Origin of the sequence: Bradyrhizobium sp. OAE829, from assembly GCF_040546575.1 — a bacterium.
Lineage (GTDB): Bacteria > Pseudomonadota > Alphaproteobacteria > Rhizobiales > Xanthobacteraceae > Bradyrhizobium.
This window is the reverse complement of the sequence record NZ_JBEPOE010000001.1, coordinates 7,083,253-7,094,941: the sequence shown is the minus strand read 5'-3', so window position 1 is coordinate 7,094,941 and position 11,689 is coordinate 7,083,253. Positions and strand designations below refer to the sequence as shown.

The 11,689-nt window shown below is 63.6% G+C and carries 8 protein-coding genes; 2 read left to right on the top strand and 6 right to left on the bottom strand.

Annotated features, from left to right (window positions below):
* Positions 1-36 precede the first annotated feature (36 nt).
* Positions 37-552: an ATP synthase subunit B family protein gene (locus ABIE49_RS33920; RefSeq protein ID WP_192737351.1), complete on the top strand. Its 516-nt coding sequence runs from the start codon at positions 37-39 to the stop codon at positions 550-552.
* A gap of 150 nt (positions 553-702) precedes the next feature.
* Here the strand turns inward: ABIE49_RS33920 and ABIE49_RS33915 are convergent, their stop codons facing one another.
* Entirely contained in the window at positions 703-1,824 is a 1,122-nt protein-coding gene (locus ABIE49_RS33915; RefSeq protein ID WP_192737350.1) for an L-dopachrome tautomerase-related protein, read from the bottom strand.
* A gap of 278 nt (positions 1,825-2,102) precedes the next feature.
* Here ABIE49_RS33915 and ABIE49_RS33910 point away from each other — a divergent pair, with 278 nt between their 5' ends.
* Positions 2,103-2,525 (top strand): winged helix-turn-helix transcriptional regulator, encoded by a 423-nt coding sequence (locus ABIE49_RS33910; protein ID WP_192737349.1) that lies wholly within the window; start codon positions 2,103-2,105, stop codon positions 2,523-2,525.
* Between the two features lie 23 nt (positions 2,526-2,548).
* Here the strand turns inward: ABIE49_RS33910 and ABIE49_RS33905 are convergent, their stop codons facing one another.
* From ABIE49_RS33905 to ABIE49_RS33885, 5 genes are all read right to left on the bottom strand, one after another.
* Positions 2,549-3,004 (bottom strand): VOC family protein, encoded by a 456-nt coding sequence (locus ABIE49_RS33905; RefSeq protein WP_192737348.1) that lies wholly within the window; start codon positions 3,002-3,004, stop codon positions 2,549-2,551.
* A 107-nt stretch (positions 3,005-3,111) separates the two neighbouring features.
* A complete protein-coding gene (locus ABIE49_RS33900; protein WP_192737347.1) occupies positions 3,112-3,990 on the bottom strand; it encodes a transglutaminase family protein in 879 nt (292 codons plus the stop codon).
* A complete protein-coding gene (locus tag ABIE49_RS33895; protein ID WP_192737346.1) occupies positions 3,987-6,509 on the bottom strand; it encodes a circularly permuted type 2 ATP-grasp protein in 2,523 nt (840 codons plus the stop codon). Before ABIE49_RS33895 ends, ABIE49_RS33900 begins: the two co-directional genes overlap by 4 nt.
* A 23-nt stretch (positions 6,510-6,532) precedes the next feature.
* Positions 6,533-9,805, bottom strand: coding sequence for a transglutaminase family protein (locus ABIE49_RS33890; protein WP_192737345.1), 3,273 nt, complete (start codon positions 9,803-9,805; stop codon positions 6,533-6,535).
* A 252-nt stretch (positions 9,806-10,057) separates the two neighbouring features.
* Positions 10,058-11,581 (bottom strand): UxaA family hydrolase, encoded by a 1,524-nt coding sequence (locus tag ABIE49_RS33885; RefSeq protein WP_192737344.1) that lies wholly within the window; start codon positions 11,579-11,581, stop codon positions 10,058-10,060.
* Positions 11,582-11,689: the final 108 nt, after the last annotated feature.

Genomic DNA, 11,689 nt, shown 5'->3' with positions numbered 1-11,689 from the left:
CCGGCACGGCCCTAGCGAATTGGAGGAGAACCAACCATGGCCCGGGAGAGCAGAGCCACTATCAGGCAGCCAAACGCAATCCGCCGCCCTCACGTCTACAACCTCGTTGTACCGCGGACGGAGGACCAGGGTGATTCGGACTTCAGCTTCGAACTCGAAGAGGTCCTGTCAGCCCCGGCAGTCCCGTCACCCACGGCCCTGCTGAAAGACGCCGATTCTCCGGACCATCTTCAGGCCCTCGAGCTGATCAGTGGCGCCGCCCAGGCGATGCAGATGGTGGAAAGCCACTCGCACAAGATCCAGGCCAAGGCGTTCGAACTGTTGCAGCATTCACGTTCGAAAAGAATTGAGGCTTCACAACAGATTGCCAGCCTCCAGGAAAGATTGATTGCGAGTGAGGCGAAGGTAGAACAACTCACGAAACGACTGGCCGAAGCCGAAGCGCGCGCCAATACGGCCGAGCACTGGCTGCGTCGCTTCCACGACGCCATCAACACAGCCTTCGCAGACAAGCGCGCTTGCCAGCCAGACAAGGTCTCCTCAGTTGCCTAGGGCATGATCGGTTCTGATCGAATCAGAACCGACGCTCAAGTTCTTGTTTTGCGCGTTTTCTATCGCAGATAAGTCTACGCAGTCTGCGTAAACTTGATTGCTATGCGAACCGAAACCGAGCAAGCGCCCGCGCTCGGACTGCGCTGTCTGTCAGCGAGAGACGACCCCGGCCGCCAGGGGCTTGAAGCGATATATCAGGTACGGAGACTTGTTCTCGGCCTTGCCGCCGTGGAACATCGCGGCAGCGGAAACCTGCGACGCCGATACATACATGTAGCCGTCCGGCGAATATGAAATACCGTCGGGCCAGACCATCTCGGCGTCGCTGGCGAGCGTGCGGTATTTGCGATCCGGCGTGATGACGCCGACCGATTTGGTCTCGACCGCCGTCAGATAGATGTTTCCCGCGAAGTCGATGGACAGCCCGCCATTGTTCGGCTTGTCCGAGTAACGCTCCACCTTTGCGCCCAGTTGAGCATTCGAAAGGCTTTCATCGTTCAGATCGGCCACCCGGATCCGATACAGGCTGCGGCCGTTCAGCGGCGCGTAGTAGAGCCATTCGGCTTTCGCATCCATGGTGATCCCGTCGCAACCGACCTTGATGATCACCGGCTTTCCGTCCTTGCCGGGAACAGTCAGGTCATTGCCGTCGACGGTGATCGGAATGTTCTCCGGGATCGTCGACTTGTCACCTTCCAGAACGCGCCGGGCGCGTCCGCTGTCTATGTCGATGACGATGATCGCTGCTTTCGAACCGTCACCGCCCGGCCCGATATCCTCGTCGGCGATGTAGAATTTGCGGTTCTTGTGGTCGATGACGATGTCCTGCGGCTGCGATCCGGGCCGCGTTACAGGTTCGGGCATGTAGTAGATGCGTTCAAGCCTGTTGGCATTTGTATTCCAACCGACGAGTTTCGGCGTGATCTTCGTGCGGAAGCCCATGTCGATCATCCAGACGACACCATTCTCGTCGGACCGCAACCCCAGGACATTGTCCAGATACTGGTCGCTGCCTTTTCGTGGCGTATTCCATTCCGCGTTCGGGAACGGCTCGAAGGTCGTAGCCGAGGTGAGCTTCGCCACGCGCACGTCAGGACTGTAAAAGGGATGATGACTGAAGATCACCTGATTGTCGGGCGTGAATGCGATGTTGCCGACGGATTGCGGCAACCGGGCAACTATCTCTGTGGTCACGGTGTTGGATTGCTGTTGCGAAAAAGCGGGCGTCGCCGCCGCCAGCGCGACCATGAGTGCGGGCACATTGATACGCATTTCGTTTTCCTCGTTGAAGGGTTTCCAAATTTCGACGAGTTAATTCCTTGCCCGCCGCGGTCGTCGCTCCGCCGCGGGCTTGGTCGCAATAAAATCTGAACGCTTGTTGTCCCGAGGCACTCATCGCGAGATTTCGCATGTCGTCTACCGTGCGCGCGTCACGCCGGTCGATCGAGTCCGCCAACAATGAGTGCCGAACTTGCGTAACAGAGATAGCGCGCTAGGGTTATATCCAGCAAGTACGCACAGCGCTGGCACTAGGTACCACGGAGTGAACCATGCAAGACCTGTTCGCCAAGAAGTACGACTGCGCAGCCGGATGTCCCGTGGAAGTGACGCTGGATTTGATCGACGGAAAATGGAAGGCGATCATCCTCTATCATCTCCTGAAGGGCACACTGCGCTTCAATGAATTGAGACGCCGCCTGGCAAAAATCACGCAGCGCATGTTGACCCGGCAGTTACGCGAGCTCGAGGAAGTCGGCCTCGTCAGCCGGACGATCTTTGCGGAAGTGCCACCCCGCGTCGAATATTCGCTGACAGCTCAGGGACAATCGTTGGAGCCGGTCATCCGTGCCTTGTGGATCTGGGGTGACGCGCACCTCGCCCAGCGAAGCCAGCAAACGACAAATCCGGTGCCCGCTATCAAGCGTGAGGAGCCGAAACGTCGAGCTGCTGTCGCTGTCCGGGCGATGCGATAAACCTGGTGCGCGAGCTGGAGACCCTAGCTGGAAGCGTCTGAGCCGCCCCACTGTACCAACTCTACGGTGATGCCCTCGGGACCCTCGAAGAGCCGCAGCTTTCGGCTGATGTAGTCCATCTCGTCACTCAGCACGGTTACGCCGTTGGCCACGAGGTGCGCGGTGGCCGCCTCAATGTCGTCGACGCGGAACGCGAGATGATTGAAGCCCAGTTTTCGCAGATTGGTCGGGTGCGCACCCGGATCGGTCCCCGGGGTCGGGTCAAACTCAAGTAGCTGGATCTCGAAATGAGGATCCGCGCCTTCAAGCACAAGGGTGATGTGCTGCGCTTTCATGCTCGGCATGCCCATGTACCGGGCGGGAAGGCCACCGTCGATCGTCGCGACGTGCCCCTTTTTGAAGCCAAGCAGCGCGAAGAACTCGATCGCCCGGTCGGCGTCTGCCACTGCGATCGTGATATGATCCGGATTGAGTATCATCTGATCACTCCCTGTCATCAACGCCGCGCCCGCCGGCCCCATTCTATCTTTGCATGGGGTTGTTTTCGAGATTTTGATTTCGGACGCACGTTTGGGCCCTAATTGGATTACTCCACCGGCACCACGTCCACGGCCACCGCGAGCTTCTGCTTGCGCGAGCCCACGATGATGCCGTCGACCGGCGAGACATCGGAGAAGTCGCGCCCGACCGCCAGGATGATGTGGTCGTTCTCGACCAGGAGGTCGTTGGTCGGATCGAACCCGATCCAGCCGATCTCGCGGCCACACCACACCGACACCCAGGCGTGGGTGGCGTCGGCGCCCTGAAGGCGCGGCTTCCCCGCCGGCGGATAGGTGCGCAAGTAACCGCTGACATAGGCCGCCGGCAGCCCGAGGCCGCGCAGGCCTGCGATCATCACATGGGCAAAGTCCTGGCAGACGCCGTGGCGTTTCTCAAACACTTCCCTCAGCGGCGTCGAGATCACGGTGGCCTTCGGATCGTATTTGAAGTCGTGGCGGACGCGGTGCATCAGGTCGACCGCGCCTGTGAGAATGCCCTGCCCTTGCGGGAAGCTTGCCGCGGCGTAAGCCGTGACCGGCCCAAGCACCGGCACCAGTGAACTTGCAAAGACGTAGCCGACCGGCGAGGCGGGGCCGAGGCTCGAGGCCTCGAGGGCGACGTCGCGGACGTTTTCCCATGACGGGCTCGGCGCGGTGCGGCCAAGCGCCTGGCGCGATACCTGCACCCGCGACCTGGAATCGATCCGCAAGCTGCGATGCGCGGCTTCGATCAGCACGCTCTCGGTATGGGTTCCGAAAAAGTCCCGCCGTATCGTGCGCTCCGCCGGCTTGGGGCGGATCTCGACGGAATGCGAGACCAGTTGCTGCCCGTCGCCGCTGCGCGGCTCGAGCCGCAGCGAGCAGCGCGCAAAACTCACCGGGCTCTCATAGCTGTAGGTCGTGACGTGACGGATGTCGTAGATCACGCGAGGCCCGTCAGCTTCTCCGGCCGGCTCGCATTGGGTCCGTGCGGGAAGTAATGCAGGCCGATGGCGTCGGCGAGATTGAGCAGATCCTGCTCCAGCGCGAACAGGGCTTTGACATCCAGCGCTGCGGCCTCCGCGGTCGTCAGCATCGCCTGCAGCGCCACGGCCAGACGCTGCGGCCGCTCGATCAAGCCATGCTCCTTGAGGCTCGGAAGGCTCGCAATGTGCTCGTTGAGCGCCGCCACCTGGAACGCGACCGAGCGCGGATTGTAGGGGTCGAGCACCGCCAGATCGCGCACCGGCGCCAGCGCCGGCCCGACCAGATAGCGCGAACGGTAGGTGATCTGGCAATCCACCAGCGTCAGCAGAACGTCGAGGTCCTCATCGCCGGCTTCGTCATAGGCGAACTGACGGGCAAACCGCGCGGTGTTGATGGCGCGCTCGGCGCGGCGGCCCATCTCGAGGAAGCGCCAGCCGGCAGCACGGTTCATGTTCTCCTGCGCGAGCCCCGCAAAACTCGCGAGCTCCTGCAGGCTGAGTTCGGCGGCGCTGACGATGCCGTCATCATCGTCGACCTCCACAGAGAGGCGTTCCACCATTTCGGTGATGACCTGCCAGGCATCGGGCGAAAGCCGCTCCCGCAGCGAAGTCGCGGTGCGCTGCGCCGATCGCAGCAGCGACAGTGCCGAGCCGAATTTTTCGGCGCTTTGCAGCGCCTCGGCGGCGACCTTGGCGGAATTGGCCCGGCTCGCCTGCGAGGTCGCGCCCCAGGTCACCAGAAGCCGCTGGATGCGCTCGACCGAATGCAGCGCGGTCGATGCGCCGGTTGGTGCGCCCTTGGCGGACTCGCGCGTCGGCGTGCCGAGCGCGCGTATCAGCCGCAGCGTCGCCTCGGCGCGTTCGAGATAGCGGCCGAGCCAGAACAGATTGTCGGCGGCGCGGCTCGGCACCACGCCGGCGATACGCCTGATCCGCACCGTGTCGGCCGCCGGCAGCAGCGTCGAAGCCGCTATTGGTTTGTCGGACACCACCCAGACGTCGGCCGACCGCGCTCCGTCGCCCATCGACACCGCACGGGCATCGGGCTGATCGGCGATCCGGCAGAAGCCGCCCGGGAGGATGGTCCAGCCGTTCGGGGTGGCGGCGGCAAACACCCGGAGCACGAACGGACGCGGCGTGATCCGGCCGTTCTCCCAGGTCGGCGTCGTCGACAGCCGCACCAGCTCCTGGCCGACAAAGTCGATGCCACGGTCGGAAATCGCAGCCCTGAGCCGCTCGCGCTCGGGCGGCGACAACTCGCCCGCAAGCACGGGTCCGCTGCCCGGAAAGCCCGGCACGGCACGGCCATAGGCGCCCTCGATCGCAAAATCGTCGAGCCGCGACAGCACTTCCTCGCGCGCCGATTTCTGCCCGCACCACCAGGTCGCGATGTGCGGCATCAGCAAATCCTCGCTGAGCAGGCGGCGGCACAGATTGGGCAGGAAGCCGAGCAGCGCCCGCGCCTCCAGCACGCCGGAGCCGGGCATGTTGGCGACCACGACGCCGCTCTTGCGCAGCACGTCGATCAGGCCGGGGACGCCAAGATGCGACGACGCATCGAGCTCCAGCGGATCGAGGAAATTGGAATCGACCCGGCGCAGCAGCACGTCGAGCCGCTTCAGGCCGGCGACGGTGCGGATATGGATGCGGTCACCGCTGACGGCGAGATCATCGCCCTCGACCAGCAGAAAGCCGAGATAGCGCGCGATCGTCGCATGTTCGAAATAGGTTTCGTTGAAGGCGCCCGGCGTCAGCAATCCGATGCGCGGCTCGTCGCGGTCGGCGCTCGCGCGCAATGAATCGCGGAACGCCTCGAAGAACGGCGCGACGCGTTCGACATTCATCGACTTGTAGAGATTGGAGAAGGCGCGCGACAGCACCAGGCGGTTTTCCAGCGCGTAGCCGGCGCCCGACGGCGCCTGCGTACGGTCGCTGAGCACCCACCAGCGGCCATCGGGGCCGCGGCCGACATCGGCAGCGTAAAGATGCAGATAACGGCCGCCCGGCGGTTTGACGCCGCAGACCGCGCGCAGATATTCGTTGCTGCCGGCGATTGCCGCCGCCGGCACAGCGCCATCAGCGACCAGCCGGCCCTCGCCATAGAGGTCGCGCAGTATCATTTCGAGCAACTGTGCGCGCTGGGCGATGCCCGTGGTCAATTGCCGCCAGTCGGTCTCGTCGATGATCAGCGGCAGATGGCTCAGCGGCCAGAGCCGGTCGGCGGTCTCGCCGGGCGCGCGATAGGTGACGCCGGCTTCCCGCAAATGGCGGTCGGCGGAGGCGAATCGGCGCTCGATGTCGGCGGGCGAAAGCGCGGCAAAGGCGTCGAAGAACCGGGCCCAGGCCGGCCGGGGCGCGCCATCCGGGCCGATATATTCATCGGGAATTCCGGGCAGCCGGGCGTAGTCACGGGTCCATTGCGCCATCCGGCGCTGGCCCGGACGGGCCTTGTTATCCTGACTGCCGGCTTGCCCCGCCATCCGACTCTCCGATCTCAGCGCCTTTAGTGCCGGAGCGGCGTCCTCAAGTCGAGCGTCAAAGGAAATTCTATTGTGCGTTCCTCGGGCGGCAGATCGACCTTGCCCGGGGTGTGGCCGTGGTCCTGAAACCGGGCCAGCCGCCGCGCCTCGGCCTCATAGGAATTGACCGGTTTGGTGTCATAAGAGCGGCCGCCGGGATGGGCGACATGATAGACGCAGCCGCCGAGCGAGCGGCCGTTCCAGGTATCAATTAAATCAAATGTCAGCGGGGCGTGGACCGGAATGGTCGGATGCAGCCCGGACGCCGGCTGCCAGGCCTTGAAACGGACGCCGGCGACCGCTTCGCCGGAGCGGCCGGTGGCCGTCATCGGCATCCGCCGGCCGTTGCAGGTGACGACGTGGCGGCCTTCGACGAAGCCCGACGCCTTGATCTGCAACCGTTCCACCGACGAATCGACATAGCGCACGGTGCCGCCCGCCGAGCCCTCTTCGCCGAGCACGTGCCACGGCTCCAGCGCCTGCCGCAGTTCCAGCGAAACGCCGCCGTGATGGACCCGGCCGAACACCGGAAAACGAAACTCGAGCTGCGCTGAATACCATTCCGGCGAAAATTCGTAGCCGGAGTGCATGAGTTCTTCGAGTACGCCCAAAAAGTCTTCCCAGAGAAAATGCGGCAGCATGAAGCGGTCATGCAGCGTGGTGCCCCAGCGCACGAAATTGCCCTGTTGCGGCTCGCGCCACATTTTTGCGATCAGCGCCCGGATCAAGAGTTGCTGCGCCAGCGACATGCGCGGGTCGGGCGGCATTTCCAGCGCGCGGAACTCGACCAGTCCGAGACGGCCGGTCGGCCCGTCGGGCGAATAGAGCTTGTCGATGCAGATTTCGGCGCGATGGGTGTTGCCGGTTATGTCGACGAGGATATGCCGGAACAGGCGGTCGACCAGCCATAGCGGCGCCTCGAGACCGGGCGGCGGCACATGCGCGAGCGCGATCTCGAGTTCATAGAGGCCGTCATGTCGCGCCTCGTCGATGCGCGGCGCCTGGCTGGTCGGGCCGATGAACATGCCCGAGAACAGATAGGACAGCGACGGATGGCGCTGCCAGTACAGCACGAGACTCTTCAACAGATCCGGCCGGCGCAGGAACGGTGAGTCCTGCGGCGTGCTGCCGCCGACCACGACGTGGTTGCCACCGCCGGTGCCGGTGTGGCGGCCGTCGACGAGGAAACGGTTGGCGCCGAGGCGTGTTTTCGCGGCGTCCTCGTAAAGGCCGAAGGTGATGTCGACCGCCTCGCGCCAGCTCTGCGCCGGCTGGATGTTGATTTCGATGACGCCGGGATCGGGCGTCACCTTGATGACTTCGACGCGCGGATCATACGGCGGCGAATAACCCTCGACATGGACCTGCAGCTGCAGCTCTTCGGCGGTGGCCTCCACCGCCGTGATCAGCTCCAGATAATCTTCCAGTTTCTCGACCGGCGGCATGAAGGCGCACAAAACGCCGTCGCGGATTTCGATCGACATCGCCGTGCGCACGGGCTCGAGCTTTGGCTTCTCTTTTTTCTTTTCGGCTTCCGTCCGATCTTGGCCGGACGTTGGCAGTTCGTCGCGCGGCTCCATCGGATCCTGCTCGACGATGTAAGGATATTCTTCCGGCGGAATGTGTTCGAGCGAAGCGATCGGCAGCCGCAGGCCCAGCGGGGAATCGCCTGGAAACAGGAACAGATGGCCGCGCCGGATCTTCCAGCGTTCGCTGCGCCAGTGGCCAGGCGGGTGCTTGAAGGCCTCGTTCCAGCGCTGGATCGGCAGCACGTAACCCTTCGGCTTGTCGAGGCCGGAATCGAACACCCGCGCCATCCGTGAGCGCTCTTCCGGATCGGCCAATTTGGAGTCGGTCGGATCGACATTCGCCGGCAGCGCCGCTTCCTTCTGCAGCCAATGCGCGGTGTCTTCGAAGGCGGGCAGCACGTAGTCGGTCGTGAGTCCGAGCTTTTGTGCGACGCCTTCGGCAAAATGTTCAGCGTCGGCGATTTCGGCCTTGCGCGGATTTTCGATGCTCGCGATCAGCTCGGCGTTCTTCCAGATCGGCACGCCATCCTTGCGCCAATAGAGCCCGAACGCCCAGCGCGGCAGGCTCTCGCCCGGATACCATTTGCCCTGCCCGTAATGCAGCAGACCGCCGGACGCAAAGCGCGCGCGTAACTTACGAATGAGATCGTCGGCCAGCGTGCGCTTGGTGGGACCGACGGCGGCGATGTTCCATTCCGGCGCTTCCAGATCATCGACCGAAACGAACGTCGGCTCGCCGCCCATCGTCAGCCGCACGTCGTCTTGTTTGAGATCGGCATCGACGGCTTCCCCGAGCCTGTCGAGACGTGACCAGGATTCGTCGGAGAACGGCCGCGTGATCCGCGGCGCCTCGCGGATGCGCTTGACGCTCATCTCGAAGCCGAACTCGACATTGGCAAAGCCGGCACTGCCCGAAATCGGCGCCGCCGAGCGGTAATGCGGCGTAGCCGCGACGGGAATGTGCCCTTCGCCGGTCAGCATGCCCGAGGTGACGTCGAAGCCGATCCACCCCGCCCCCGGCAGGTAAACCTCGGCCCAGGCATGCAGGTCGGTGAAATCGCTTTCGACCTCGCGCGGGCCTTCGACCGGATCGATGTCAGGGCGGAGTTGAATGAGGTAGCCGGAGACAAAACGCGCGGCGAGCCCGAGATGCCTGAAAATCTGGATCAACAGCCAGGCGGAGTCGCGGCAGGAGCCGGAGCCGGAAGCGAGCGTCTCCTCCGGCGTCTGGATGCCCGGCTCCATGCGGATGACGTAACCGATTTTCTTCTGCAGCTGCGCGTTGAGGTCGACCAGGAAATTGACCGTGCTGTCGGCCTCACGCGGGATGTCCTTCAGGTAGGCGCCAAACAGCGGCCCCTCGTCCGATGTCGCGAGATATGGCGCCAGCTCGGTCTTGAGGTCGTCGGTATACTGAAACGGGAAACTGGTGGCATAGGGCTCGACGAAGAAATCGAACGGATTGACCACGGTCATCTGGGTCGAGAAATCGACCTCGATCTTCAGCTCGCTCGCCTTCTCCGGGAAAACGAATCGCGCCAGCCAGTTGCCTTGCGGATCCTGCTGCCAGTTCACGAAATGATTTGTCGGCGTGACCTTGAGCGAATAGCTCAGGATCGGCGTGCGCGTGTGCGGCGCCGGCCGCAAACGTATGGTTTGAGGCCCGATGTCGATCGGTCGGTCGTATTTGTAGTGCGTAACGTGATGTAGTGCGACGAAGATCGACACGGACGGGCTACTCCAGCAGCTTTTTTAAGCAGAACACTGGTTCCGGTCGACATCAAGCACTAACAACGGGCACGGGGTGCCTAGGAACTATCCGCGCGTCGTCCCGGCGAAGGCTCAGATGCGCAATTGCGCATCGGGGGACCCATACCGCGTGATTTTTCAGTGAGGCAAGATCGCAGACGTCTTCCGCCAAACCAAGGCCGGTGGCTATGGGTCCCGGCCTTCGCCGGGACGACAAAAGAGAGCGCGACCCTACATCGTCGCGCCAATCACCCACGGCGCAAACTCGGCGCCGCCGAAATCAAAGCTCTCGCTCTTGGTCGGCTGGCCGGAGGCGGTTTTCAGCATCAGCTCGAAGATGCGCTGGCCGCATTCCTGCACGGTCTCCTGGCCATCGAGGATGGTGCCGCAATTGACGTCCATGTCCTCTTCCATGCGGGTGTACATCGGCGTGTTGGTCGCAAGCTTGATCGAGGGCGCGGGCTTGCAGCCGAACACGCTGCCGCGGCCGGTGGTGAAGCAGACCAGGTTGGCACCTCCAGCCACCTGCCCGGTCGCCGCGACCGGGTCGTAGCCGGGCGTATCCATGAACACAAAACCCTTCTTGGTGACGGGCTCGGCGTAGTTCAGCACGTCGACCAGATTGGTGGTGCCCGCCTTGGCCATCGCGCCCAATGATTTTTCAAGGATCGTGGTGAGGCCGCCGGCCTTGTTTCCGGGGCTCGGATTGGCGTTCATCTCGGCGCCTTCCCGCGCCGTGTATTCATCCCACCAGCGCATCAGGCCGACCAGTTTTTCGCCGACCTCACGGCTGACCGCGCGGCGCGTCAGCAGATGTTCGGCGCCATAGGTCTCCGGCGTTTCCGAAAGAATGACGGTGCCGCCATGGCGCACCAGCAGATCGCTCGCAGCTCCCAGCGCCGGATTGGCGGACACGCCTGAATAGCCGTCGGAGCCGCCGCATTGCAGGGCCACGGTCAGTTCGCTCGCCGGTACCGGCTCGCGCTTCACTTTATTCGCGTCGATCAACGCCTCGCGCACAAAGGCGACGCCGGCTTCCACGGTCTTGCGGGTGCCGCCGACTTCCTGGATGTCCATCGCGCGCAGACGGCCCGCGAGCTTCTGCTCCTGCATCAGCCCGCCGATCTGGTTGACCTCGCAGCCAAGGCCGAGCACCACGACGGCCGAAAAATTCGCATGCCGTGCGTAACCACCGAGCGTCCGCCGCAGCAGCGCCAGCGGCTCGTCCTGTGTCATACCGCAGCCGGTCTTATGCGTCAGCGCCACCACGCCGTCGACATTGGGAAAATCCGCCAGCGGATTGTCGCCGGTGAACGGATTTTTCTTGAACATGTCAGCGACGATACCGGCGACATGCGCGCTGCAATTCACCGAGGTGAGAATGCCGATATAGTTGCGGGTCGCAACCCGCCCGTCGGAACGGCGAATGCCGTCAAAGGTCGCGGGCAGATCGAAATTCGGCGTCGGGATAACGTCTACGCCGAACGCGTAGTCCTTGGCAAAATCGCCCATGCCGCAATTCTGGGTGTGGACGTGCTGGCCCGGCGCGATGGGAATCGTCGCAAAGCCGATGATCTGGCCGTAGCGCCGCACCGGCTCGCCGGCCGCGATCGGCTTGATCGCCACCTTGTGGCCGGCGGGAATCCGCTCGACCGTGGTGACGCCGTCGGCCACGACCATGCCCGCCGGCAGGCTGGAACGTGCAATCAGCACGCCATCATCGGGGTGCAAGCGGATCACGGGGGCTGGGGCCATGACTGGTCTCCTGGCTATCTCAAAACGATCGTGCCCCGGATGCTGGTGATCCGGGGCCCATGTCTTACCACAACAAATCGGTCCCGGCTCTGCGATGCACCGCTAAAG

Excerpts from the sequence above, each read along its gene's own strand:
- ABIE49_RS33920 (WP_192737351.1), top strand. The coding sequence starts at position 37 with ATGGCCCGGGAGAGCAGAGCCACTATCAGGCAGCCAAACGCAATCCGC.
- ABIE49_RS33915 (WP_192737350.1), bottom strand. The coding sequence starts at position 1,824 with ATGCGTATCAATGTGCCCGCACTCATGGTCGCGCTGGCGGCGGCGACG.
- ABIE49_RS33910 (WP_192737349.1), top strand. The coding sequence starts at position 2,103 with ATGCAAGACCTGTTCGCCAAGAAGTACGACTGCGCAGCCGGATGTCCC.
- ABIE49_RS33905 (WP_192737348.1), bottom strand. The coding sequence starts at position 3,004 with ATGATACTCAATCCGGATCATATCACGATCGCAGTGGCAGACGCCGAC.
- ABIE49_RS33895 (WP_192737346.1), bottom strand. The coding sequence starts at position 6,509 with ATGGCGGGGCAAGCCGGCAGTCAGGATAACAAGGCCCGTCCGGGCCAG.
- ABIE49_RS33885 (WP_192737344.1), bottom strand. The coding sequence starts at position 11,581 with ATGGCCCCAGCCCCCGTGATCCGCTTGCACCCCGATGATGGCGTGCTG.